The sequence below is a fragment of the Flavivirga jejuensis genome, from assembly GCF_030540765.1.
Lineage (GTDB): Bacteria > Bacteroidota > Bacteroidia > Flavobacteriales > Flavobacteriaceae > Flavivirga > Flavivirga jejuensis.
In genome coordinates this window covers 127,476-153,723 of sequence record NZ_JAUOEL010000007.1, presented here as the reverse complement: position 1 = coordinate 153,723, position 26,248 = coordinate 127,476, and the positions used below count along the sequence as shown (strand labels likewise).

Genomic DNA, 26,248 nt, shown 5'->3' with positions numbered 1-26,248 from the left:
AAAATAAAAGAATAAACATGGTAAAACTGAGTTAGTGTGAATTCGTGAAACTTGTTTCAAAATTTTTAGAAACAGAAAGCAAACCACACTACTGTAAATAGTTTTAACTACAGTTGAGACCAAATAAATATTTATAGAAATCAGATAAAAATTTATGATTAAGACTATAAAGAATAAACAAATCCCAGAAACCAAAGTTAAAGGATCAAACCTTGAAGATTATTTTAAATCTTTTAGAGAAAACATCGTTGGAGCCAACCAATTTTTTGAATCACCTTATGGTAAACAAAAAATTATTTATGCCGATTGGACAGCTAGTGGAAGATTATATAGACCCATAGAAGAAAAATTACTTAATGAAATAGGCCCTTTTGTAGCTAATACACATACAGAAACATCTATTACGGGTTCTGCTATGACTCTAGCTTACCACGATGCTAGAAACATCATTAAAAACCATGTAAATGCTTCAAAGGAAGATGTCCTTATAACAGTTGGAACAGGTATGACAGGTGCCATCAATAAGTTTCAACGTATTTTAGGTTTAAAATTAAATGAGAATTTAAAAGATCATACAGAAGTTCCTGAAGCTTTAAAACCGATCATTTTTGTATCTCATATGGAGCACCATTCTAATCAAACATCCTGGTTAGAAACGATAGCAAAGGTTGAAGTTATTCCTTCTAATGAAAATGGGTTACCATGTGCTGAAAATTTAGAAAAACTTATTGCCAAATATAAAGATTGCCCTATAAAAATCGCAGCAATTACAGGATGCTCTAACGTAACAGGTATAAGAACCAATTATCATGAAGTAGCAAGAATCATGCACCAGAATAACGGATTGTGCTTCGTAGATTTTGCATGCTCGGCACCATATATAGATATTGATATGCATCCAGAAAATGAAGAAGAATATCTAGATGCTATTACGTTTTCTCCACATAAATTTTTAGGAGGACCAGGTGCCTCAGGGGTATTGATCTTTAACAAAAAGTTATATAAAAACCTGGTTCCAGATAATCCAGGAGGCGGTACCGTATCTTATACAAATCCTTGGGGCGATCATGATTATATAGATGATATTGAAACCAGAGAAGACGGTGGAACACCAGGGTTTTTACAAGCTATAAAAATTGCACTATCCATTCAGCTTAAAGAAAAAATGGGCGTACAAAATATTTTAGATAGAGAGCATGAGTTAAATGCTCTCATTTTTGAAAGACTGGGAAAGATAGAAAACCTAACAATATTAGCACCAGAACATACAGATAGATTAGGAGTCTTCTCTTTTTATATTGAAGATGCCCATTACAATTTAATAGTTAAGCTATTGAACGATCGCTTTGGAGTACAAACCAGAGGAGGCTGTTCTTGTGCAGGAACCTATGGGCATTATTTATTAAATGTAGACGAACCAACATCCAAATCTATAGAACAAAAAATATTAGAAGGCTGTTTGATAGAACGTCCAGGATGGATAAGAATGTCAATTCACCCAACAATGACTAATGAGGATATATACTTTATCTGTGATGCTATAAAAGAGGTCGCAGCGCATTATAAGAGCTGGGGGGAAGATTATGAGTACAACGCTATAAAAAACGAGTTTATTCATAAAGGAAATCACGATACAGAAAAAGAGATAACTCAAGAATGGTTTAAATTATAACTTAAACGCTTTATTGATCTTAAATACCATAGAAGAATTCTTGAAACTGACTATTCCTGCCTTTGCTAACCAGGCTCGAGGTAAAATCAATGTGATTAAAAAAACTCTATAATTATGTCAATTTCGACAAAGGAGAAGTCTCATTAATAGCTCACTTTAATATAAAAATTCTCAGACCCTTGAGTCAAGTTGGACTGTAGGCAAAAGAAGAGAGTCAGTTTCAAGAATTTTTTATTTGTTCATATAGTTTGATTTTTCCTTTGTTTAAATGGTAAATATCTCTGACTCTTAGTAAATATCATGACTAGCATTTACTTATAGTTATACTCTCATTTAATAATAGTTAAACTTAATTATTAAGGATATAGTATGCTATTGTATTGTGCATAGAGCTACTAACAATAAGAAAAACAAAACCAAGAGGGGAGTTGTAAATCGACCCCATGAACTTCTAGTCTATAGGCTATCTGATAGTTCTGAAATAATATCAAAAACATGACTCAAAATAGGGTTTCTATTGCTCTTATTCCAAACAATAGAAAGTGTTGTTCTTTGTTTTATTTTAGATAATTCTATGAATTTCAATTTCTTATTATTCGGATCTGTTAAAGATTTAGGAACAATAGAAACCCCAAAATGATTCTCCACAAGTTTATAAATAGAGCTTGCATGAATCGTATTATGCGATACCATAGGAGAAAAGCCACTAGCATCAAAAATTTGCATCACCTTTTCAAAATAGGTCGCACTATACTTGGGATCGAATAAAATAAAAGAGGCTTCTTTTAGTTGATGCAAACCTTTAAAATTTTCTTTGTTTAATACATGATTATGCGGTAACACCAGGCAGAAACATTCTTTTAAAATAGGTTTTATCTCCAATTCTTTGGGAACCCTATCTAAACGTACAAAACCTAAATCTATATCATAAGAAAGTAAGCCTTCAATTTGCTTATGATTATCCATTTCTTTTAAACCGAAAAGAATATTGGGGTGTTCCTTCTTAAACTCTATTAATAAACTTGGAATAATCTCTTGCATGGCAGACCCTACATAACCAAATTTTAGATCCCCTTTCTTTCCGTCGTGCAACAATTTTGCATGAGAAAAAGCATGCTCTAGGCTTTTTAAACTTAATGTGAGTTCTTCTTTAAGATATTCACCAGCCTTTGTTAGAACTACTTTTCTATTATGTCTTTCAAATAAAACAATCCCTAAGTCAAGTTCCATCTGTTTAATTTGCCTACTCAATCCAGGTTGAGAAATAAATAAACGTTCAGCAGCCTTTCTAAAATGTAGATCTTTAGCAACCGCTAAAAAATATTTGATATGTCTTAACTCTATTTGATAACTCATAGTTATTGATTTATGACTTAAATAGTATTATTTGTTATCAAAAATAAAAATAACTTTGTTATTCACCAATTTTTATAAAATGACATTTAAATACGGTATAGATAACCTAACGGTTAAAAAGGTATTAGCTATTTCTAAAGGGGAAATAGAAGCCGTTATTACCAAAGAAGCAAAAGAAAGTGTGATAGCATGTAGAAAGAAGGTTGAAACAATGGCAGCAGGTAAAAAAGCTGTTTATGGTATTAATACTGGATTCGGACCATTATGTGATGTTCAAATTACATCCGAAGAAACCAATAAATTACAAGAAAATCTGTTAATTACGCACGCAGTTGGCGTTGGAAATCCCATAGACAAAATGTTGTCTAAAATTATGATGATTTGTAAAGTTCATGCTCTATGTCAAGGATATTCAGGAGTCCGATTAGAACTCATTGAGAGAATCATCTATTTTATAAATAATAATTTATTACCCGTAGTACCAGAACAAGGCTCGGTTGGAGCATCTGGAGACCTGGCTCCTTTATCACATTTGTTTTTACCACTAATAGGAGAGGGCGAGTTCTGGATAGATAATAATATCGAGCATGCAAAAGTAGTATTAGAAAAACATAAACTAGCCCCTTTAACATTACTGGCAAAAGAAGGTTTAGGTTTAATAAACGGTACCCAATTTATTTTAGCACATACCATTGTAGGCTTAAATAAAATGAAATACTTATTAGATTTAGCAGACGTATCTGGAGCAATGAGTATTGAGGGCTATCAAGGAAGTTCTGCGCCTTTTAGAGACGAATTGCACAAAATACGTCCCTTTAAAGGAACCATAGAAGTCGCAGAAAGAATGTTTATGTTACTCTATAAGTCACAAAATGTAAATTCTCATGAAGATTGCGAACGTGTACAAGATCCATATTCAATGCGTTGCATTCCTCAAGTTCATGGAGCCTCTAGAAATGCTTACTATCATTTAAATGAATTGGCAGAAATAGAAATGAATGCTGTTACCGACAACCCGATTGTTTTAAGTGATACAGAAGCTATTTCTGGTGGCAATTTTCACGGACAACCTTTAGCCATGGCACTAGATTACGCGTCTATTGCAGCTTCAGAATTAGGAAATATAGCAGACAGAAGATGTTATTTGTTATTGGAAGGTAAGTTTGGTTTGCCTCGTTTATTAACTACTGGTGGTGGATTAAATTCTGGTTTTATGATTCCGCAGTACACCACAGCAGCTTTAGTTTCAGAAAATAAATCATTGTGCTTTCCGCCATCAGCAGATAGTATTCCAACATCTTTAGGGCAGGAAGACCATGTCTCAATGGGGAGTATTTCAGGTCGTAAATTCAATCAGATATTAGGAAATGTCGATAAAATATTGGCGATCGAATTAATGTATGCCGCACAAGCTCTAGAGTTTAGAAGACCCAATACTTTTTCTGATATTATTGAAGAGAATTTCAGAATTATTAGAGAGCAAGTTGAAAAATTAGAAGATGATAGAATCTTAAAAGACGATATTAATAACATGATTCTATTAGTTAAAAATCAAGCTTTTATTTTAAAGTAAAAAAGATGACATTTCAAGATCAAATACTACAAGGAATCCCTGATGTTTTACCAGCTATAAAGGCATACCCGTTAAATGTAAATAGAGCTCCAAAACGAAAGGATAGTTTATCGATAAATGAAAAGCAATTAGCTATTAAAAATGCATTGCGCTATTTCCCGAAAGATTGGCATCAAGAACTTGCTATCGAATTTGCAGAAGAATTGAAAGCGTATGGTAGAATTTACATGTATAGATTCAAACCAGACTATAAAATCTATGCAAGATCAATTTCCGATTATCCTGCTAAATCATCACAAGCAGCAGCTATCATGTTAATGATTCAAAATAATCTGGATCCAGCCGTTGCACAACATCCAGAAGAGTTAATAACCTATGGTGGCAATGGTGCTGTATTTCAAAATTGGGCACAGTATCTTTTAGTGATGCATTATTTAGCCATTATGACAGATGCACAAACATTGCATATCTATTCTGGTCATCCCATGGGATTATTTCCATCTTCTAAACATGCTCCAAGAGTGGTGGTTACTAATGGTATGATGATACCCAATTATTCACAGCCAGATGATTGGGAAAAATTTAATGCTTTAGGCGTTACGCAGTACGGACAAATGACGGCAGGTTCTTTTATGTATATTGGTCCACAAGGGATTGTTCATGGTACAACCATTACTGTTATGAATGCCTTTCGTAAAATTTTACCAAAAGGCGAGACTTCAAAAGGAAAAATATTTTTAACTGCTGGATTAGGCGGTATGAGTGGAGCACAACCAAAAGCGGGCAATATTGCTGGTTGTATTACTATTTGTGCAGAAGTGAACCCAAAAGCTGCCACAAAACGTTATGAGCAGGGCTGGGTAGATGTTTTGATTGATGATATTAATGATTTGATTATTAGAGTTAAAGAAGCACAAGCAAATAAAGAAGTAGTTTCAATAGCATTTATAGGCAATGTGGTTGATGTATGGGAGCGATTCTATGAAGCAGATATGTTTATTCATGTAGGTTCAGATCAAACATCATTACACATTCCCTGGACAGGAGGGTATTATCCTGCAGATATTTCATATGAAGAATCCAATCGATTAATTCGCGAAGCACCAGAAGTATTTAAAGAAAAAGTACAAGCCACATTGCGTAGACATGCATTAGCTATTAATAACCACACAAAAAAAGGGACTTACTTTTTTGACTATGGTAATGCTTTTCTATTAGAATCGTCTAGAGCAGGAGCCGATGTGATGGCAGAAAATGGGATTGATTTTAAATATCCATCCTATGTGCAAGATATTTTAGGCCCCATGTGTTTCGATTATGGTTTTGGACCATTTCGTTGGGTTTGTACCTCGGGAAATCCTGAAGATCTAGATAAAACAGATGCCATAGCTGCAACAGTTTTACAAGACATTATGGAAAACGCACCAGAAGAAATTAAGTTGCAAATGCAAGACAATATTACTTGGATTAAAAATGCCAAAAAGCATCATATGGTGGTAGGATCTCAAGCACGTATATTGTATGCCGATGCCGAAGGGCGTTCCAAAATAGCTGAAGCATTTAATAATGCGATTGCAGCTGGAAAAATTGGCCCTGTGGTTTTAGGCAGAGATCATCATGATGTAAGTGGGACAGATTCTCCTTTTAGAGAAACATCTAATATTTATGATGGCAGTAAATTTACAGCAGATATGGCAATTCATAATGTTATAGGCGATAGCTTTAGAGGTGCTACATGGGTATCTATTCACAACGGTGGTGGAGTAGGTTGGGGAGAAGTCATGAATGGCGGTTTTGGCATGTTATTAGATGGCACTAAAGAAGCCGAAAAACGTTTAAAAAGCATGTTATTCTATGATGTAAACAATGGTATTGCACGTAGGAGTTGGGCTCGAAATAAAGAAGCTATCTTTGCAATAAAACGAGAAATGGAACGCACACCAAATTTAAAAGTAACGCTTCCTAACTTGGTAGAAAACAATATCTTAAATAACCTATTCTAAATGATAACTTTATTTAAAAATATTAAAGAATTAATTCAGGTACGTACAGAACCCATAGCATTTGTCTCTGGAAAAGCAATGAATGAATTGCCTACGATTAAAAATGCTTTTTTAATCGTAGAAAACGGATTGATTTCTGATTTTGGAAGTATGGAAAACTGTCCTAAAATAAATGTTTCAGAAGTCATTGACGCTACTGGAAGAATGATTTTACCATCTTGGTGCGATTCTCATACGCATATTGTCTATGCTGGAAATCGTGAAAATGAATTTGTAGATCGGATTAATGGATGGTCTTATGAAGCTATTGCAAATAACGGTGGCGGCATTTTAAATTCAGCTAAAAAATTACAAGAAACATCAGAAGAAACGCTATATCAGGAAAGCAAAGTGCGTTTAGAAGAGGTTATTCAATTAGGAACAGGCGCTATTGAAATTAAATCGGGGTATGGTTTAACAGTAGATGCCGAATTAAAAATGTTACGCGTTATAAAACGTTTAAAAGAAACCTATTCTATAGCCATTAAAGCCACTTTTTTGGGAGCACATGCTGTACCTTTAGAATATAAAGAGAATAAAGAAACGTATTTAAAACTGTTAACAGAAGAAGCACTTCCAAAAATTGCTGAGGAACATTTAGCGGAGTACATCGATATTTTTTGTGAGACTGGTTACTTTTCTGTTGCCGATACCGAGTTCATTCTGGAAGCAGGAAAAAAATATGGATTGATTCCAAAAATTCATGTAAATCAATTTACGGCTATAGGAGGCGTACAAGCGGGCGTAAAGTGTCAGGCTTTATCTGTAGACCATTTAGAAATCATGCGGGACGAAGATATTGAAGCTTTAAAAAACACAAAAACAATGCCTGTGGCTTTGCCCAGTTGCTCTTATTTTTTAAGCATACCGTATACTCCAGCTCGTAAAATGATTGAAGCAGGGTTACCATTAGCATTAGCAACCGATTATAATCCAGGTTCAACACCATCTGGAAATATGAATTTTGTAGTGTCAACCGCCTGTATTAAAATGAAAATGACGCCAGAAGAAGCTATTAATGCAGCCACTTTAAATGGCGCATATGCCATGGGAGTAGAAGAAGAGCTAGGCTCGATAACCAAAGGAAAACAAGCTAATTTAATTCTTACGAAACAAATTAATTCTTATGGATTTATGCCATATTCATTTGGAACCAATCAAATTGAAAAAGTTTATTTAAAAGGAAAAGAAATCGGTGTTTAAAAGTGATACATTTACCATTCCTGTGAAGGAAGGAATCCCTTTAAAAACCTATACTAAACTTACTTTTCAATAACTTCTACCTCAAACAATTTATCCCAATGTTTACCAGTTACAAAAATAGTATTGGTTTTTGAATTATAAGCAATACCGTTAAGGACGTCTAATTCCTCATGTTGTGTTACAAGCTTTTTTAGAGGCGAAAAATCAATAACACCAGTAACAGCTCCATTTTTAGGGTTAATAATAGCAACACCGTCTTTTTGATAACGATTGGCATATATGTTTCCATCGATCCATTCCATTTCATTAATGCCTATAATTTTCCCTTTATTGGTGTACACTTGAATAAACGATTCTTCAACTAACGTTTTTTGGTTTAAAAGCCATATTTTCTCTGTACCATCACTTTTATAAATAGTATTTGCGTTGTTACATAATCCCCAGCCTTCTTTACTATTTCCGTATTTAAAACTACTTATTTTATCGAACGAATTCACATCATAGACAAAACCAGTTCCTTCTCTCCAGGTTAATTGATATATTTTGTCATTCAAAATAGTAAGACCTTCTCCAAAATATTCATCAGCTAAGTCAATATTTTTGATGATTTTACCTGTTTTATAATCAGATTTTCTAAGTTTAGATTTTTTATATTGTCCAATACTCTCATAAAGCGTATCATTAAAAAACTCAATCCCTTGCGTATATGACGTAATATCGTGTGGGTATTCATTTATAATTTTATAAGCATAAACTTTTGGAGGTTCGTTATTTAATATGGTAACGGTTGTGTTAACTATTTCTTTTTCATTATCAAAGTACACAACAGCTTCAATAGTCTGTTTTCCTAATTTAAAATCTTTTAATGGGGTGTTTTCACTAACCTTAATACCATCTAATGTGTAAGAGATAGAGTCTATAATACGTTTTTTTTTGTCTTCTAAAGTTAATAATAAAGACACGTTATTAGAAATATCACCTTTATTAGCATTCGTTTTAATAGAAAAAGCACTTTTATGCTTCCCAGAATTAGAGCCACAAGAACTAATTAATCCACCTAAAAATATGATTAAGAGATATTTGAATGTTTTCATTTTCAGTTTTTAATTTGAAGCAAGATATTTATTTAAAATCAGTTTAAAAAATCATTGCGTAACTTTTAAAAGATTGTATCTTTGCGCTGGCAAGTCCTACACAACCAGCTCCTGTTGAATCCTCCAGGTCGGGAACGAAGCAAAGGTAAATGGTCGTAGCGGTGTGATGTAGGTAGCTTGCCTTTTTTTGTACAATAAACTTAAATCTTGAAAACGCAGAAGCGAATCAAGATTTTTTTGCTTTAAGGAGTTCTTAAGTTTTCATTAAGATCAATTTGATTTCGTTTCTTTTGCTATGTTATACAATAGGTTATTATATTTGTGCGTGCTACAATTAAATAATATGAAAATATATATTTTATTTATTTGCCTTATTCTCTCAAATAATATTTTTTCACAAGAAGTATCTATTCCAACAAAATTTCTTGAAGATGGTAGTTTATATAAAAGTTTTAATGAAAATTCTCAGCCTCTAACCGAATTTAAAGAGAACGAAAAGTGTCTTGTTACGGATTATTTAGGAAAGGATATCTATAAAATAAAATATAAAGAATGGGTAGGTTATGTGAATTCTGATTTTTTAGATGTTAATGAGGAAATGATGGATTTGTATTTTGCAAATGAAGAAAAAGAAAGAATTAAGGCCATTGAAGAAAGAGAAAATAGAAGAAAAAAGATAGAAGAGATAATCAGGGAAAAGGAATGGAATAGTGAGGAAAGCATAGAAAGAAGAAGACAAGATTCCATCGCAAGAGTTAAAGAAATAGAAAAGAGAGCACAAGAACAGCAAGCGTTAGCAAGAAAACTAGCATTAGAAAAAGAAAGGATAAAGCAAGATTCTATAGCTAAAGTTAAAGAAGCTGAAAGGAAAATACAGGAACAGCAAGCGCTAGCAAGAAAACTAGCATTAGAAAAAGAAAGGATAAAGCAGGACTCTATAGCTAAAGTTAAAGCAGCCGAAAAGAAAATACAGGAACAACAAGCGTTAGCACGAAAACTAGCATTAGAAAAAGAAAAAGCCAAACAAGATTCTATAGCTAAAGTTAAAGAAGCAGAAAAGAAAATACAAGAACAGCAAGCGTTAGCACGAAAACTAGCATTAGAAAAAGAAAGAGCCAAGCAAGATTCTATAGCTAAAGTTAAAGAAGCAGAAAAGAAAATACAGGAACAGCAAGCACTAGCTCGAAAACGAGCAGCAGAAAAAGAAAGAGCCAAGCAGGATTCTATAGCTAAAGTTAAAGAAGCTGAAAGGAAAGTACAGGAACAGCGAGCACTAGCACGAAAACTAGCATTAGAAAAAGAAAGAGCCAAACAAGATTCTATAGCTAAAGTTAAAGCAGCAGAAAAGAAAGTACAGGAACAACAAGCGCTAGCAAGAAAACAAGCATTAGAAAAAGAAAGAGCGAAGCAGGATTCTATAGCTAAAGTTAAAGAAGCAGAAAAGAAAATACAAGAAGAACAAGCACTAGCAAGAAAACAAGCATTAGAAAAAGAAAGAGCGAAGCAAGATTCTATAGCTAAAGTTAAAGAAGCAGAAAAGAAAATACAGGAACAACAAGCACTAGCAAGAAAACAAGCATTAGAAAAAGAAAGAATAAAGCAGGATTCTATAGCTAAAGTTAAAGCAGCAGAAAAGAAAATACAGGAACAACAAGAGCTAGCAAGAAAACTAGCAGCAGAAAAAGAAAGAGCGAAGCAGGATTCTATAGCTAAAGTTAAAGAAGCAGAAAAGAAAATACAGGAACAACAAGCACTAGCAAGAAAACAAGCATTAGAAAAAGAAAGAATAAAGCAGGATTCTATAGCTAAAGTTAAAGCAGCAGAAAAGAAAATACAGGAACAACAAGAGCTAGCAAGAAAACTAGCAGCAGAAAAAGAAAGAGCGAAGCAGGATTCTATAGCTAAAGTTAAAGAAGCAGAAAAGAAAGTGCAAGAACTAGAAGCGCTAGCAAGAAAACAAGCAGCAGAAATAGAAAGAGCGAAGCAGGATTCTATAGCTAGAGTTAAAGAAACAGAAAAGAAAATACAGGAACAGCAAGCACTCGCAAGAAAACAAGCATTAGAAAAAGAAAGAGCGAAGCAAGATTCTATAGCAAAAGTTAAAGAAACAGAAAGGAAAGTACAGGAACTAGAAGCATTAGTAAGAAAACAAGCAGCAGAAATAGAAAGAATAAAAAAAGACTCTATAAATAAAATTAAAGAAGCCGAAAAGGGAGCACCAGAAACACAAGATCTAGCAAAAGAGGAAGAAGCTGCAAGCATTAAGCATCGTAATACTTGCAGTTATCTAATTAACCAATATGATGAATTTCGCAAAGAAAGAAGTATCAGAACAGATCCATACAATGTTCATAAAGATCTAACTATTGAGCTGCATAGACAAGGACGTAGCACAAGTATATTTTTTAATTTATCAGAGAATCTAGGTTGTGCTAGCTATCTTTCTAACAATAGGTCTCATGTAAAAGTTAAGCTTGAAAATAATCAAATAATAACTTTTTATCATTCTTGGAATGTTGATTGTAGAGACTTTAGTTTTAAAGGTAAATTATCCAGTTCACAAATGGCAAGATTAAAAAAATCACCCATTAAGTCTATAAGACTTAGAGGCACAAAATCTTTCCGAGAGATTACAGATATAGACTATAAAACGTTTTTTATTGATAAACTAAAATGCATTGAGTAAATGATATCTTGAAAATGATAAGCTCAAGTCTTAGTAATTGAAATTTAACTATTATTAAACATCATTATAGTTATAAGTAAACTTTTAAGTGTTTTAGTTAAAAAACAGTAATAGTGAAGACTCTCATTTATAAGATTTCAACAACATTTTGTTAAGCTTCGCCAGGTATCGTATCTTCAAGATAAAGTACATTTTATATTTCGATAATGCTACCATCGATGTTTTTTTTGTGTAAAATGCTTATTTTAAATGGTTTGACATCCTATGTTTGCAAAAGGTTGGTGTCATTCAGAGACCTGTGTTAAAAATTTTAACTAGCGGATGAAATGACGTAATTGGGGTGTCATTCAGAAGGAGGTACGACTGAAGAATCTTTAGAGATTAATGATAAAGATTCTTCGCTGCGCTCTGAATGACAAACAATTGAAAGTTAGTCATTTACAAAACACGTCAATGGTAGGAGGTACGACTGAAGAATCTTTAGAGATTAATGATAATATCTTCAAACAAAATATATTTTGTTTTCGATAGCCTTCTGAATACCATTGACATTGAGCTACAAAATAATAAGTTTTAAGAATTTTTATTAGACTACTTTCGAAGTAATCAATACCATTTTATTATTATCACTATCAGTAGTAAAAAATAAGTACAGATGACCTCCTTCTTTAATATTGAATTTTTTTCGGATTTGTACAACCGTTTCAGGGAAATTTCGAGTTGTAATATTCGCTTTAGAAATACCAAGCTTTTTTAATTCCTTTTTATTGTAAAGCACAACATTTTCAATCTTAAAAGATCTGCCTGGAAAATCAATTAAAGAATCATTCGTATATAAATGCGAATGTTTATGAAGCTTATAAAGGTTTAATTGATGACTCATAGAATGAAATGCACCAGCTTTTAAAATGGCGCTATTGGGTTCGTATAAATAGGTGAGAGGTTGCTTATATTCAGATTCTAAGTTTTTTTCGTCTTCTATGGAGAAATTAAAATGTTCCTCGACTTCCTTTTTAATATTTACTGTTTCAATAGTTATATCACCTTCAAAATCATTTTCTAAAACCCATAGTAATTCTTTTACTTCATTATTTACAGCGATTATATGAATTGTTTTCACATACTTTAATTCGCTTATACCAACAGATAAATCCAGCAGCGGAGACGTTTTAATCATAATGTTTTTCGAATGATTAAAAAGTAAATCAATATGTTCTGGTATATTCGGTAAACAATCGTTTAGAAAGAATACTTTCCCTTTACGATCATGCCTTCTGGAAGGATCAACATAAACCCAGTCAAATTGTTTAGTAGAAGCTTCTAAATATTCAATACCATCCATATGCTGGCTTTCAATATTAGTTATTCCTAGCTGTTTGTAATTGTGAACTACAATGTCTGATAGGTTTTTATTGATTTCGCAATGCACAACCGTTTTAAATACTTTTGAAAAATAATAGCAATCTATACCAAAACCACCAGTTAGATCTATAATAGAAGCTCCGATAATTAAACTAGCTTTGTAATTCGCTGTTATTTCAGAAGACGTTTGCTCAATATTTAACTTATTCGGGTAATATATATGTTTACAATCAAACCAAGTTGGTAGTTTCTTTTCACAACGTTTTTTAGCTTCAATTTGTTCAATCACATCTTTGGCTTCAACTAAAGAAAAAGACAAGCCTTTTAGGAGCAATGAAGTAACATCAGAATTTAAATGAAGATCTATAAATTCTTGAATTTCAGTATTTAAAATAGAGGTGTTCAAGCTAATATTATAAGTCTTTTGTGAGCTTTTTTACAATCTTATTTTCAGATAAAAACTCTTTTAAAATTACTTTAATAGCAGTGTATGCAGGTACGGCAATTATTAAACCAATAACACCGAATAGAATCCCTGTAATAAGGATAATTAGAAAAATTTCTAGAGGGTGCGATTTTACACTTTTAGAAAAGATAATGGGCTGACTTCCAAAATTATCAACTAATTGTCCAATCATAAACACGATAAATACCCAGAATGTTTTTGGTAAAATAACCTCACTAAAACTCTCCCCAAGATTGCTTGTCATGGTTAAAGTAATCATTAAAAAAGCACCAACCAACGGACCAACATAAGGAATCAGGTTTAATAAGGCACATAGAAAGGCTATTACTATGGCATTTTCGACATCAATAATAAGCAAACCTATCGTGTAGATAATAAATAGGATGAGTATTTGGAAAATAAGACCTACAAAGTATCTGGAAAGCAAATCTTTAATTTTAGTTGATGAGTTTTTCCAATCAGATTCGTTGTTATCTGGAATAAATGTTAAAATGCCATTTTCAAATAACCGACTGTCCTTTAAAAAGAAAAAAGAAATAAATAATACAGAAAACAAACCAATACTAAAGCTTCCTAAGCCGCTAACTACCGAGTTTAAAAAGTCAGGAATAAGCGAATAATCTATTTTAGATAAAAGGTTCGATTCCTTAATAGACTGTTCTAAATCTATCTGATGTAAATCGAAATAAGTAATAATTTCTGAATATAAATTTTCAATATTAATCTGTAATTCATCAATGTTTAATAATGATAAATTCTGTCCTTGTTTTATAACCAAAGGAATAAATAAACCTACTAAACCTAAAAACAAACCTAAAAGAACCACCATAGTGACTATAACAGCAATAGTATTTTTAAACTTTAATCGATGTTCTAAAAAAAGTACGATAGGCCTGCCTATTAATGAAATTACCGCAGCAATAGCTACATAGCCGATTACCGATTGTATTTTATAAAGCAAAAGCAACACTAAAGCGATGCCTACAATAATAGCTAAAGCCTTTAAAATACCGTTTGATATTGTATTAGAATTCATCTAGTAAATATAATTATTTATTTATTATTGTGAGGTGCAAAGTTGATGTGACAATCTGTTAAATTAAAACACCATATTTTTTTAGTACATGACAAAAATTAATAATATATCAGATGTTAGTCTGAGACTTGTGTTAAAAATTTTAACTAGCAGATGGATTTGACGTGTTTATGCATAATAGTTCACAAATATTGATGCCTAAATTGATGTTTATAAAGAATTTAAAGTCTCAAAAATAATCGTTAAGAATAGACCATAGGGCAAGCCCAGACCCTTCGACAGAATAAAGCACAAAACTTCGAAACCCAGGAGCATAGCCTTGGATGGTGTGGTGGGGTGACGCGAAGTTTTGGGCTTGGTTCTTCTCAAACGAAGTGAGAGGAGAAATTCCTTCGAAGGGGCGTCTTTTCTCCTGCCTGCCGTCTTTTAGGCAGGTTTGTTACTTTTCTTTGGGCGAGCAAAAAAAAGTAAATGAAAAGTAAATAATAAAATAGAAATCTTCTTTAAAAGGTATATGACACCTATACACTTATAATATTAATTAGATAAATTGTTTAGTCATTTCGTAAAGAGCTATGTTTGTCGCTTGAACCACATTCATACTGCTATTCTGTCCGAACATATCAATATGAATTATAGCATCAGACATATTTAAAATAGCTTCAGAAACACCAAAATTTTCATCACCAATAACCAGAGCTATAGGATTTTCTGTTGAAAACTTAAAACGATGGATAGACATACTAACATCAGCAATCTCTAATGAAATGATTTGATACCCATTGCTTTTTAAGTTTTCTACAACACCCAAAGCAGATTCAAGCACTTCAAAATCAACAACCTTTTCAGTAGCTCTTGAAGTTTTTGTCATTTTACGTCCCAACGGAATATGCTCACCACAAAGAATGAGTTTTTCAATTCCAAAAGCATCAGAAACTCTAAACAGACTCCCAATATTAGGCGCGTTCGTTACATTATCACAAACAAGAGTAATAGGAAAAGAGCGTTTTGAAAAATGGGTATTATAGTGTGTTAGTTGCATTTTTTAGTTGAAAGTATTCAGTATTCAGTGTTCAGTATTCAGTATTCGGTGTTCAGTGTTCGGTGTTCAGTATTCAGTGTTCGGTGTTCAGTATTCGGTGTTCAGTATTCAGTACTCAGTATCCAGTATTCAGTACTAGTTGAGCCTTTGCGTCTCGGCGTCTTCGCGAGAAATCAATATCCAGTGTTCAATATTCAGTATTCGGTGTTCAGTATTCAGTACTAGTTGAGCCTTTGCGTCTCAGCGTCTTCGCGAGAAATCAATATCCAGCATTCAGTACTAGTTCCCCATTTTTCTTCGCGCCTTAGCATCTTCAAAAAAACATAATTCAATTTTCAAAAGCATACCTAACAATATTAGCCCCCATTTTAAGAGCTTTTTCTCTAACATTAGCAGGATCATTATGTACCTCAGTATCTTCCCATCCATCACCTAGATCACTTTCGTAAGTAAACAATAAAACTAATCTATCCTCTTGAAAAATACCAAAAGCTTGCGGACGTTTGCCATCATGCTCATGAATTTTAGGTAAGCCTTTAGGAAACTTATAAGGCATATTAAATATTTTATGACTTGTAGAAAGTTCCACCAGATCTTTATCAGGAAACACTTTCTTTAGCTCTTTGGTAATATAAGGAGCCATACCGTAGTTGTCGTCTATATGTAAAAACCCACCAGAAATAAGATAATTTCTTAAGTTCTCGGCATCCGTTTCACTAAAAAACACATTGCCATGCCCCGTCATATGCAATAATGGAAATTGAAAAATATCAGTACTACCAACTTCTACAGTCTGTGGTTTAGGCGTTATTTTGGTGTCTATATTTTGATTACAAAAAGCAATTAAATTAGGTAAAGCTGTCGGGTTGCCATACCAATCACCACCACCTTTATATTTAAGAATAGCCAAATCTTGACTAAATAAGAAAAAGGAATAAAGAAAAAAGAACAAAGAAAAAAGTGACTTCATATTATTCGTTTATAAAAGCTACAGAATGACAAGCTACAATAGCAGCAGTTTCTGTCCGCAATCTGGTTTTCCCCAAAGTTACAGGAATAAAATTGTTTTGAAGAGCTTGCTCAATTTCTTTAACAGAAAAATCACCCTCAGGGCCAATTAAAATTGTAATCTCTTGCTTTGGTTTTAATGATTGTTTTAATGATTTTCTGTCGGTTTCTTCACAATGAGCAATAAGCAAATCGCCATTAAAGCTTTGTTTTATAAAAGTTTTAAAAGAAATAGCATCATTTAATTTAGGGACATAACAATTTAAAGATTGTTTCATGGCCGATTGTAAAATCCGCTCAAAACGTTCTGGTTTAATAAACTTACGCTCGCTATGATCGCAAATAATAGGCGTAATGCTATCAATACCAATTTCGGTAGCTTTTTCTAAAAACCACTCGTAGCGATCGTTCATTTTTGTTGGAGCGACGGCTAAGTGTAAATTATAATCCCTTTTTGGTTGTAGAGATTTAGACACAATAGAGGCCATACACTTATTAACATTAGGAATGGTAATTTCGGCAGTAAATAACCACCCATTACCATTCGTAATATGCAATGTATCCCCAACATTTTTGCGTAATACTTTTACAATATGCTTACTTTCTTCTTTAGGAAAAGAAAACTGCGTTGTACTATCTGTAATTTCTGGATTGTAAAATAATTGCATAAAGCGAAGATAAAAATGATTTACGGTTTTTAAACTGAAAACTAATAATGAATACGATCAACTATATCTTCAATCTAGCAGAAGCAGTAACATTTTGTTCAGCAAAATTACCTTCTAAATACTTTAAATAGCCAACAATAGCTATCATAGCTGCATTATCTGTGGTAAATTCAAATTTAGGAACATATGTTGTCCAACCAAATTTTTGTTCCCCGTCTTTTAAAGCCTGACGTATTCCCGAATTTGCAGAAACCCCGCCACCAATAGCAATTTGTTTAATGCCAGTTTGTTTTGTAGCTAGTTTTAATTTATCAATTAGAATACCAATAATAGTATACTGTATAGAAGCACAAATATCATTTAAATTTTCTTCAATAAAATTAGGATTAGCTTTTACTTCTCGTTGAATAAAATAAAGAATAGCCGTCTTTAAACCAGAAAAACTAAAGTTTAGTCCACTTACTTTTGGTTTCGTAAATTGATATGCTTTCGGGTTTCCTGTTTGTGTTCGTTTATCAATTTCAGGACCAGCAGGATATCCTAAACCAAGAATTTTTCCGCTCTTATCATAAGCTTCCCCTACAGCATCATCAATGGTTTCACCAATAACCGTCATATCGAAATGGCTTGTCACTTCAACAATTTGTGTATGACCACCAGAAATAGTCATTGCTAAAAATGGAAATGAGGGTTTATTAAAACCTTCTTCATCTATAAAATGCGCTAAAATATGCGCTTGCATATGGTTTACATCGATTAACGGAATGTTTAAACCATAAGCTAAAGACTTAGCAAACGAGGTACCTACTAATAAAGACCCCATTAAACCAGGACCACGAGTAAAGGCAATAGCATGCAACTTATCTTTGGTAATACCTGCTTTTTTGAGTGCTTGATGTACCACAGGAACGATATTTTGTTGGTGTGCTCTAGATGCCAATTCTGGTACAACCCCACCAAATTCTTCATGAATTTTTTGACTCGCAATTACGTTGCTTAAAATTCTTCCGTTGTGTATTATCGATGCTGCAGTATCATCGCAAGATGACTCAATTCCTAGAATATAAATATTTTGTGATGACATTAGTAAATATTAGGCACAATAATTGTTAATTTTGAAATTAAATAAAAATCTAATAACTAGTTTTTATTCGTAAGTACAAAAGTAGGGTATTCTCAATTTAAATTATAATTTAAAAGCGCATCAAAAAAATCTTAAAAATAGTATCTAAGATAATAGGCATTATTCTGTTGCTTTTCATCATTTTGGTGCTTATCCTTTCTATCCCTGCAATTCAAACTAGTTTAGGTAATTATGCTACTAAAAGAATAAACGACGATTTTGGAACCAATATAAACATTGATAAGATTGGTTTACAATTTAATGGAGATGTTGAGCTTAAAAACATTTACATTGAAGATTATAAACAAGATACACTTATAAATATAGCCGAATTAAACACCTCTATAATAAATTTTAAAAATTTATATAATCGTAAATTAGAGTTTGGAGATATTGATATTATAGATTTAGTTTTTAATATAAAAACGTATGAAGGCAGAAAAGACACCAATCTAGATATTTTTGTTGCTAAATTAGAAGGGGACAATCCAACGAGAGGGAGTGGGAACTTTTTATTATCCTCTAGCGATGTTTCTATTTATAACGGCGTATTTAATCTATCTGATGAAAATAGAAAAACTACAGAAGTACTTCAATTTAATAACCTATATATTAACGCCACTAATTTTTTAATAAAAGGAAGTAATGTAAGCGCAAGAATTAATACGCTGTCTCTTAAAGATAGTCGAGGTCTGGTAATGGAAAACATGATGACAGATTTCGCATATACATTAACAGACATGACCTTTGCGAACCTTCAAATAAAAACACCTCATTCTGTTTTACAAGGAGACTTAAAGTTTTCTTATAAAAGAGAAGATTTACAATTCTTTACAGATAAAGTTTTGGTTTCGGCAAGTTTTAAAGATTCTAATGTATTGTTAGACGAGCTCAATACGTTTTATAATGAGTTTGGAGTTGATCAGTCTGCAAAATTTAGTGTTGATGTATCGGGTACTTTAAACGATTTGCAAACAACAAATTTAAAACTGAATACAAGTAGAAATACAAGGGTTTATGGCGATATAAAATTTAAAAACTTGTTTAATAAAGAAGATGATAATTTCTATATGAATGGAAATTTTCGAAATTTGTCTTCAACATATAAAGATTTAAAAACTTTATTACCAAACGTTTTAGGAGATGCTATACCTTCTTCGTTTGATCGATTAGGCATGTTTATAATTATTGGAAATTCGCAAGTAACAACCTCTAAAGTTGTTGCAGATATTGAAATAATTACCGAGTTAGGTTTTGTTGATTCTAACTTAGAAATAACAAAAATTAATGATATTGATAATGCATCTTATAAAGGAAATGTCATTTTTGAACAATTTGATTTTGGAACATTTCTTAACGATCCAGCGGTTGGAAATGCTTCATTAAATTTTGATGTAAATGGTAAAGGTTTTATTGCAGAAAATGTTAATACACAAGTAAAAGGGGATGTTTTTGAGATTGAGTATAACGACTACAATTATAAAGGAGTCAAGGTTGCAGGTAATGTTAGAAACAAAATTTTTGATGGAAACCTTGCTGTAAACGATAAAAACTTAAAATTAAGCTTTGCAGGGCTTGTAGATTTTTCTGAAGCCGTTAAAAAGTACGATTTTGATGCTAATGTTGATTATGCAAATTTAAAGGCATTGAACTTTGTAAAGAAAGACAGTATTTCCCTTTTTAGAAGTAGAGTTACAATGAATATGAATGCTAGTAATTTTGATGATGCTTATGGGAAAATCTCTTTCAGAAAAACATCTTATAAAAATCAAAATGATAATTATTACTTTAATAAATTTGATATGTTTTCCCGATTTGAAGGCGATACCAGATTTATTGAATTTAATTCCCCAGATATAGTTGAAGGGGATTTAAAAGGGCGATTTGTATTTAAAGATTTAGGGAAGCTATTCGAAAACTCATTAGGCCATATTTATACCAATTATGAGCCGTACGAAGTAGAAACAAATCAAAGCATAGACTTTAACTTTAAAGTTTATAATAAGATCGTTGAAGTTGTTTACCCAGAAATTGAACTTGGAAAAAACACCTTTATAAGAGGGCGTGTTGAAAGTGACGAAAAGAATTTTAAACTCACATTTAAATCACCGAAAATTAGATTTCTAGATAATTTTGCTAGTAATGTTGAGTTACAAGTAGATAACAGCAATCCGCTATTTAATACTTTTATAGAAATAGATAGTTTAAATACAGAATATTATAATGTTTCTAAATTCAATTTAATTAATGTAACTGTAAACGATACCCTGTTTATGCGTTCCGAATTTAAAGGAGGGAAACGTAACAACGATAGTTATAATTTGAGTTTTTATCATACTATTAATGAAAAAAGTGAATCTGTTATTGGTTTTAAAAAATCTGATGTTACTATTAAAAATAGTAAATGGTTTATTAATGAGAATAAAGACAGATTTAATAAAATTTCATTCAATAAAGATTTAACTAAGTTTGATATCGATAAATTTAAAATTAACCATAAAAATGAAGAAATTAAGCTTTCTGGTTTTATAAAAAATGCGAAGGAAAAGGATTTGAAGCTTAGTTTTAAAAATGTTGATTTAACAAAAATAACACCAGATATAGATAGTCTAGCCTTAACAGGAAACGTAAATGGGACATTAAATATACTTCAAAAGGATGGGAGTTATTTACCTAATTCTTCCATTAATATAGATAATTTTAAGGTCAATGATTTTTTATTAGGTTCATTTGATGCTAATATTACAGGCAACGAAACACTTACAAATTATGAAGTAGATGTTACTATTAAAAACGATACTTCAAAATCGTTTCATGCAAAAGGAGATATAAATGTTGTAGGTGAGCAATCAAAAATAGATGTGAATCTAAATTTTAATGATTTTAATTTGCTGCCTTTAAATCCATTATTAAGAGACGTGTTAACTAATATCCGAGGAGAAACGTCAGGAAATGTAAATGTGATCGGTAAACTTAATCATCCAGAAATTAATGGGAGTTTAACTTTAAATAATTCAGGATTTGGTATACCATATCTTAATGTAGATTATAAATTTATAAATGAAGCATCAGTCACTCTAAAAGATCAGAGTTTTATTTTTAATAAAATTCAGTTAACCGATTCTAAATTTAATTCAAAAGGAGTCCTAAACGGTTCATTAAGTCATATGAATTTTTCTAATTGGAGTTTAGATTTAGATTTAAAAACACCTAGATTATTAGTTCTGGATACAAAAGAAACAGAAGATGTTTTATATTACGGTACTGGTTTTATAGGAGGAAGAGCCCGCATTTCTGGACCAACAGACGAGTTGGCTATTAGTGTAGTAGGAGAAACCAAACGTGGTACAGTATTTAAAATTCCACTTAATGATGCCGAATCTTTTGGTGATAATTCTTTTATTCATTTCATGACCAAAGAAGAGAAAGAGGCCAGGCAAAAAGGCGAAGAGGTTGCTTTTAACGAAATTAAAGGGTTAGAATTAGATTTTGATTTAGACCTTACTGAAGAAGCCGAGGTTGAAATTATTATTGATAAAAATACTGGCCATTCGTTAAAAGGTAGAGGTAGAGGAGGTTTATTAGTTGAAATTAATACAAATGGTAAATTTAATATGTGGGGTGATTTCTCTGTATTTGAAGGAGTTTACAATTTTGCTTATGGAGGCTTAATACAAAAAGAATTTATTGTACAACCTGGAGGCACGTTATCGTGGAATGGAGAACCATTAGAAGCAGATATAAAAATGGAGGCTGTTTACAAAACACAAGCAAATCCATCTCCATTATTAGATACTCCCATAAACAGAAGTATACCAGTAGAATTAAATATTAGTTTAACAGGAGATTTAGAGCAACCAGAACCAGATTTTAGTTTTGAATTTCCTAATGTGAATTCAACTATTAAATCGGAGCTGCAATATCGATTAGAATCGGCAGACGATAGGCAAAACCAAGCATTGTATTTAATATCAACAGGATCGTTTTCCAGAGGATTAAATGAATTGAATTTCTCAGGAACCATTGCCGAACGACTTAACGGTATTATTAATGGTATTTTTACAAATGGAGATAGTAAGCTTAACTTTGGTGTAAACTATGAGGCAGGTGAAAACAGACCAGATTACCAGACCGATAATAGAGTTGTTGCCACGATACAAACACAAATTAGTGATCGCGTACTTATAAACGGTAAAGTAGGCGTACCAGTAGGAGGAGCGGGAGCTACCGAAACAGTTGTTGCAGGAGATGTAGAAATTGATTTTTTATTAAATGAAGAAGGCACACTAACAGCAAAAGTGTTTAATAGAGAAAATAGCATTAGAAACTTTGGCGAAGCGATAAGGTATACTCAAGGTATTGGTCTTTCGTATAGTGTCGATTTTGATACTTTCAAAGAATTACTTCAAAAATTCTTCAAAAATTTTAAAAAAGAAGACCTGGTTCCACAAGAAAAAAAAGAAGAAGTAGGTACTAATTCATTACCAGATTTTATCACTGTAAAACCGTTTACACAAAAATAAATAGCTGTTTTTTCGCTTTGTTTATAGCTGTTTTCGTAATAAAATGAATTTTTTTATTAACTCAAACGTTATAGTTTAACAACTCAAATTAAAATAGGGTAAATGCTATAGATATGTGCCTTTTGTTTACTAATTTTACCTGTAAATAATAAATTTTGATGCCAAAAGCAATAAAAAAACTAGCCGTTTTAACTTCTGGAGGAGATTCACCAGGAATGAATGCCGCGATTCGTTCGGTAGTTAGAACATGTGCTTATCATGATATAGAATGCGTAGGTGTTTATCGTGGATATGAAGGCTTAATAGAAGGCGATTTTAAACCTATGGACGCGCGTAGCGTAAAAGGTATTATAAATAAAGGTGGTACTATATTAAAATCTGCACGCTCTAAAGAATTTAGAACAATAGAAGGTAGACAGAAAGCTTTTAAACAATTAATTGGTGCTAATATAGATGGGTTAGTTGTTGTAGGAGGAGATGGTTCTTTTACAGGAGCTCTTATTTTTAATCAAGAATTTGATTTTCCAGTAATGGGAATACCTGGTACTATAGATAATGATATTTATGGAACGTCTCACACCTTAGGATTCGATACAGCTTTAAATACAGTCGTTGATGCTATAGATAAAATTCGTGATACCGCGAGTTCACATAACAGATTATTCTTTATTGAAGTTATGGGACGCGATGTAGGACATATAGCTCTTAATGTTGGTATAGCAGGTGGCGCCGAAGAGATTTTAATTCCTGAAGAAGATTTAGGATTAGATAGATTGGTAGAATCGTTGAATAGAAGTAGAAAATCTGGAAAAACTTCAAGTATAGTTATTGTTGCCGAAGGAGATAAAATAGGTAAAAACATATTCGAATTAAAAGATTATGTAGACGAAAACATGGAAGGTTACGATGTTAGAGTATCTGTTTTAGGTCATATGCAACGAGGTGGTGCACCATCATGTTTCGATCGTGTTTTAGCTAGTAGAATGGGAGTAAAGGCAGTAGAGTCTTTATTAGAAGGTGAAACTAATTATATGGTAGGTTTATTAAATAATAACGTGGAATTAACACCATTAGAAAAAGCCATAAAAGGAAAGTCAAAAATTAATTTAGAACTATTGCGTGTCTCAGACATCATGAGCACTTAACATTTATAAACAAGATTATGTCAAAATTGAAATTAGGAATTAACGGATTTGGAAGAATAGGAAGAATTGCTTTTAGAATAGCAGCTTCTAGACCAGATATTGAAATAGTTGGAATAAACGATTTATTAGATGTAGATCATTTAGCATATTTATTAAAATACGATTCTGTTCACGGACAGTTTGAAGGAACTATAGGAACTAATAACGGTAACTTAGTAGTAAACGGTAATGAAATAAGAATTACTGCAGAACGTAACCCAGAAGATTTAAAATGGGATGCCGTTGGAGCAGAAGTTGTTTTAGATTGTACTGGTATCTTTACTACTTTAGAAGGTGCTCAAAAGCATATTACTGCTGGCGCTAAAAAAGTAGCTATTTCTGCACCATCAGCAGATGCTCCAATGTTTGTAATGGGAGTTAATCATAAAGAAATTAATGCAGATCATACTATTGTATCTAATGCATCTTGTACTACTAACTGTTTAGCACCATTAGCAAAAGTAATTAACGATAAATTTGGTATCGCAGAAGGTTTAATGACTACAGTTCACGCTGCTACAGCAACACAATTTACTGTGGATGGTCCTTCAAGAAAAGATTACAGATTAGGAAGAGCTTCTTTAAATAATATTGTACCTGCATCTACAGGAGCTGCAAAAGCAGTAGGAAAAGTAATTCCAGAATTAAACGGTAAATTAACAGGTATGGCTTTTAGAGTACCTACTGTTGATGTATCTGTGGTAGATTTAACATGTCGTTTAGATAAAAAAGCTTCTTGGAGTGAGATCAAAGCAGCTTTAAAAGAAGCTTCAGAAAACGATTTGGAAGGTATTTTAGGATATACTGAAGAAGGTGTTGTATCTCAAGATTTCGTATCAGAACCAAAAACAAGTACATTCGATGCTAACGCAAGTATGGCATTAAATGATAACTTTGTTAAGTTAGTATCTTGGTATGATAATGAGTTTGGTTATTCATCTAAATTAGTTGACTTAGCACAACACATCGGTTCAATATAAAGTATTAATTTAGTCCACAGAATTACTTTGCATTAAATAAGGTAATTCTGTGGATTTTTTATTTAAAAGATTTATGATTTTAATTGTTGATAGTGGTTCTACAAAATCCGATTGGATAGCAGTAGATAGAAATGGAAATCAATTACTGGAAAAAATACGTACCAAAGGGCTTAATCCCGCTATTTTGCCAGAAAAAAAATTAAAAAAAATAATTAAATCTAACGATTTATTAAAAGAACATAAGAAAAGTGTCACTCATATTTTCTTTTATGGTGCAGGTTGTGGTACAGAAAAGCCTGTAGCACTTTTAAAAAGCGTGTTAGAAGGCATATTTATAAACGCGCATATTGAGGTAAATGAAGATACCATGGCTGCCGTTTATTCAACGATTAATCATGATAAAGAAGCGGCCGTAGTTTGTATTCTGGGAACAGGATCTAATTGTAGTTACTATAATGGAGAGCAGCTAGAACAACGTGTGGTTTCTTTGGGGTATTCTGTTATGGATGATGCTTCTGGTAATTATTATGGACGTCAATTAATTAGAGACTATTATTTTAATAACATGCCAGAAGATGTTAAAATCGCTTTTGGAAGTAAATTTAACATGGAGTCTGATTATATAAAGTATAATTTATATAAACAGCCTAACCCTAATGCGTATTTAGCAAATTTTGCTGAATTTATGTTTTTACATAAAGATTCAGAATATACTATTAATCTTATAAAGAAAGGGATTCGATTATTTGCTGCTAATATGATTATGCAGCACAAAGAGGAGTTAAAAACAGTTCCAGTACACTTTGCTGGTTCTATTGCATACTTTTCTCAAGATGAAATTAAATCTGTAGCTCAAGAGATGGGGTTCACAGTTGGTAATTTTGAAAGAAGACCTATTGAAGGACTTGTGTCTTTTCATGTTAAGAACTTATAGTATTCTAGTAAACCCTCGAATTTTGTAAAGAACAGGCTGTCTAAAAAAATGATAAACTTTGTTAGAGCAAAGTGTTTGTCATCAGAGCATTCCGATAATTGTCGGAGTCGAAGAATCTTGAAAATAAAGCATTAAAATTTAAGAGATTCTCTTCTGTCGTAAGCTTTGCTTATATCTTCAAACAAAATATATTTTGTTTTCGATAGCCTTCAGAATGACATAGCGATCTCATTTTGTTCGGGGGTAATGTCATTCAGGGCAAAGCGTTTGTTATCAGGGCAAAGCGAAGAATCTTA

General features: G+C 32.3%; 17 protein-coding genes and 1 other RNA gene. 10 read left to right on the top strand and 8 right to left on the bottom strand.

The annotated features are described in order from the left end of the window. Positions 1-154: 154 nt before the first annotated feature. A complete protein-coding gene (locus Q4Q40_RS18405) occupies positions 155-1,672 on the top strand; it encodes an aminotransferase class V-fold PLP-dependent enzyme (protein WP_303303445.1) in 1,518 nt (505 codons plus the stop codon). A gap of 456 nt (positions 1,673-2,128) precedes the next feature. On the opposite strand, the gene Q4Q40_RS18400 is transcribed toward Q4Q40_RS18405, so the two are convergent. Beyond that, on the bottom strand, positions 2,129-3,028 hold the full coding sequence (locus tag Q4Q40_RS18400; protein ID WP_303303444.1) for a LysR family transcriptional regulator: 900 nt from the start codon (positions 3,026-3,028) through the stop codon (positions 2,129-2,131). A gap of 79 nt (positions 3,029-3,107) precedes the next feature. Here Q4Q40_RS18400 and hutH point away from each other — a divergent pair, with 79 nt between their 5' ends. The 3 genes from hutH to hutI are packed head-to-tail and all read left to right on the top strand — an operon-like array spanning position 3,108 to position 7,846. Continuing rightward, positions 3,108-4,601: a histidine ammonia-lyase gene (gene hutH, locus Q4Q40_RS18395; RefSeq protein WP_303303443.1), complete on the top strand. Its 1,494-nt coding sequence runs from the start codon at positions 3,108-3,110 to the stop codon at positions 4,599-4,601. Between the two features lie 5 nt (positions 4,602-4,606). Beyond that, on the top strand, positions 4,607-6,604 hold the full coding sequence (gene hutU, locus Q4Q40_RS18390) for a urocanate hydratase (RefSeq protein ID WP_303303442.1): 1,998 nt from the start codon (positions 4,607-4,609) through the stop codon (positions 6,602-6,604). Beyond that, on the top strand, positions 6,605-7,846 hold the full coding sequence (gene hutI, locus Q4Q40_RS18385; protein WP_303303441.1) for an imidazolonepropionase: 1,242 nt from the start codon (positions 6,605-6,607) through the stop codon (positions 7,844-7,846). A gap of 59 nt (positions 7,847-7,905) precedes the next feature. Here the strand turns inward: hutI and Q4Q40_RS18380 are convergent, their stop codons facing one another. Further along, positions 7,906-8,940: a glutaminyl-peptide cyclotransferase gene (locus Q4Q40_RS18380; RefSeq protein WP_303303440.1), complete on the bottom strand. Its 1,035-nt coding sequence runs from the start codon at positions 8,938-8,940 to the stop codon at positions 7,906-7,908. An 87-nt stretch (positions 8,941-9,027) separates the two neighbouring features. On the opposite strand from Q4Q40_RS18380, the gene ffs reads away from it, so the two are divergent. Further along, positions 9,028-9,126, top strand: an RNA gene (gene ffs, locus Q4Q40_RS18375) — signal recognition particle sRNA small type. 157 nt (positions 9,127-9,283) lie between these two features. Continuing rightward, positions 9,284-11,626, top strand: coding sequence for a hypothetical protein (locus Q4Q40_RS18370; protein ID WP_303303439.1), 2,343 nt, complete (start codon positions 9,284-9,286; stop codon positions 11,624-11,626). A gap of 586 nt (positions 11,627-12,212) precedes the next feature. Here Q4Q40_RS18370 and Q4Q40_RS18365 read toward each other — a convergent pair. The 6 genes from Q4Q40_RS18365 to tsaD form a co-directional block, all read right to left on the bottom strand. After that, positions 12,213-13,394: a THUMP-like domain-containing protein gene (locus Q4Q40_RS18365; protein ID WP_303303438.1), complete on the bottom strand. Its 1,182-nt coding sequence runs from the start codon at positions 13,392-13,394 to the stop codon at positions 12,213-12,215. Between the two features lie 7 nt (positions 13,395-13,401). Beyond that, on the bottom strand, positions 13,402-14,490 hold the full coding sequence (locus Q4Q40_RS18360; RefSeq protein ID WP_303303436.1) for an AI-2E family transporter: 1,089 nt from the start codon (positions 14,488-14,490) through the stop codon (positions 13,402-13,404). Between the two features lie 541 nt (positions 14,491-15,031). Beyond that, positions 15,032-15,532 (bottom strand): TrmH family RNA methyltransferase, encoded by a 501-nt coding sequence (locus Q4Q40_RS18355; RefSeq protein ID WP_303303434.1) that lies wholly within the window; start codon positions 15,530-15,532, stop codon positions 15,032-15,034. 328 nt (positions 15,533-15,860) lie between these two features. Beyond that, complete coding sequence (locus tag Q4Q40_RS18350) at positions 15,861-16,502, bottom strand: DUF4159 domain-containing protein (protein WP_303303433.1); 642 nt, start codon at positions 16,500-16,502, stop codon at positions 15,861-15,863. A 1-nt stretch (position 16,503) separates the two neighbouring features. Next, complete coding sequence (locus Q4Q40_RS18345; RefSeq protein ID WP_303303432.1) at positions 16,504-17,208, bottom strand: 16S rRNA (uracil(1498)-N(3))-methyltransferase; 705 nt, start codon at positions 17,206-17,208, stop codon at positions 16,504-16,506. A gap of 61 nt (positions 17,209-17,269) precedes the next feature. Further along, the gene (tsaD, locus tag Q4Q40_RS18340) at positions 17,270-18,292 is read right to left on the bottom strand and encodes a tRNA (adenosine(37)-N6)-threonylcarbamoyltransferase complex transferase subunit TsaD (protein WP_303303431.1); all 1,023 of its coding nucleotides are present in this window, start codon (positions 18,290-18,292) and stop codon (positions 17,270-17,272) included. Between the two features lie 167 nt (positions 18,293-18,459). On the opposite strand from tsaD, the gene Q4Q40_RS18335 reads away from it, so the two are divergent. The 4 genes from Q4Q40_RS18335 (at position 18,460) to Q4Q40_RS18320 (ending at position 25,952) form a co-directional block, all read left to right on the top strand. Beyond that, a complete protein-coding gene (locus Q4Q40_RS18335; RefSeq protein WP_303303430.1) occupies positions 18,460-22,854 on the top strand; it encodes a translocation/assembly module TamB domain-containing protein in 4,395 nt (1,464 codons plus the stop codon). Between the two features lie 158 nt (positions 22,855-23,012). Beyond that, positions 23,013-23,999, top strand: coding sequence for a 6-phosphofructokinase (pfkA, locus tag Q4Q40_RS18330; RefSeq protein ID WP_303303429.1), 987 nt, complete (start codon positions 23,013-23,015; stop codon positions 23,997-23,999). A gap of 17 nt (positions 24,000-24,016) precedes the next feature. Beyond that, a complete protein-coding gene (gene gap / locus Q4Q40_RS18325) occupies positions 24,017-25,018 on the top strand; it encodes a type I glyceraldehyde-3-phosphate dehydrogenase (protein ID WP_303303428.1) in 1,002 nt (333 codons plus the stop codon). Positions 25,019-25,091: 73 nt separating this feature from the next. After that, positions 25,092-25,952 (top strand): N-acetylglucosamine kinase, encoded by an 861-nt coding sequence (locus tag Q4Q40_RS18320; protein WP_303303426.1) that lies wholly within the window; start codon positions 25,092-25,094, stop codon positions 25,950-25,952. Positions 25,953-26,248 lie beyond the last annotated feature (296 nt).

What these genes read in the sequence shown, in the direction of transcription:
- Q4Q40_RS18405 (WP_303303445.1), top strand. Translation starts at nt 155, where the DNA reads ATGATTAAGACTATAAAGAATAAACAAATCCCAGAAACCAAAGTTAAA.
- Q4Q40_RS18400 (WP_303303444.1), bottom strand. Translation starts at nt 3,028, where the DNA reads ATGAGTTATCAAATAGAGTTAAGACATATCAAATATTTTTTAGCGGTT.
- hutH (WP_303303443.1), top strand. Translation starts at nt 3,108, where the DNA reads ATGACATTTAAATACGGTATAGATAACCTAACGGTTAAAAAGGTATTA.
- hutU (WP_303303442.1), top strand. Translation starts at nt 4,607, where the DNA reads ATGACATTTCAAGATCAAATACTACAAGGAATCCCTGATGTTTTACCA.
- hutI (WP_303303441.1), top strand. Translation starts at nt 6,605, where the DNA reads ATGATAACTTTATTTAAAAATATTAAAGAATTAATTCAGGTACGTACA.
- Q4Q40_RS18380 (WP_303303440.1), bottom strand. Translation starts at nt 8,940, where the DNA reads ATGAAAACATTCAAATATCTCTTAATCATATTTTTAGGTGGATTAATT.
- Q4Q40_RS18370 (WP_303303439.1), top strand. Translation starts at nt 9,284, where the DNA reads ATGAAAATATATATTTTATTTATTTGCCTTATTCTCTCAAATAATATT.
- Q4Q40_RS18360 (WP_303303436.1), bottom strand. Translation starts at nt 14,490, where the DNA reads ATGAATTCTAATACAATATCAAACGGTATTTTAAAGGCTTTAGCTATT.
- Q4Q40_RS18355 (WP_303303434.1), bottom strand. Translation starts at nt 15,532, where the DNA reads ATGCAACTAACACACTATAATACCCATTTTTCAAAACGCTCTTTTCCT.
- Q4Q40_RS18350 (WP_303303433.1), bottom strand. Translation starts at nt 16,502, where the DNA reads ATGAAGTCACTTTTTTCTTTGTTCTTTTTTCTTTATTCCTTTTTCTTA.
- Q4Q40_RS18345 (WP_303303432.1), bottom strand. Translation starts at nt 17,208, where the DNA reads ATGCAATTATTTTACAATCCAGAAATTACAGATAGTACAACGCAGTTT.
- tsaD (WP_303303431.1), bottom strand. Translation starts at nt 18,292, where the DNA reads ATGTCATCACAAAATATTTATATTCTAGGAATTGAGTCATCTTGCGAT.
- pfkA (WP_303303429.1), top strand. Translation starts at nt 23,013, where the DNA reads ATGCCAAAAGCAATAAAAAAACTAGCCGTTTTAACTTCTGGAGGAGAT.
- gap (WP_303303428.1), top strand. Translation starts at nt 24,017, where the DNA reads ATGTCAAAATTGAAATTAGGAATTAACGGATTTGGAAGAATAGGAAGA.
- Q4Q40_RS18320 (WP_303303426.1), top strand. Translation starts at nt 25,092, where the DNA reads ATGATTTTAATTGTTGATAGTGGTTCTACAAAATCCGATTGGATAGCA.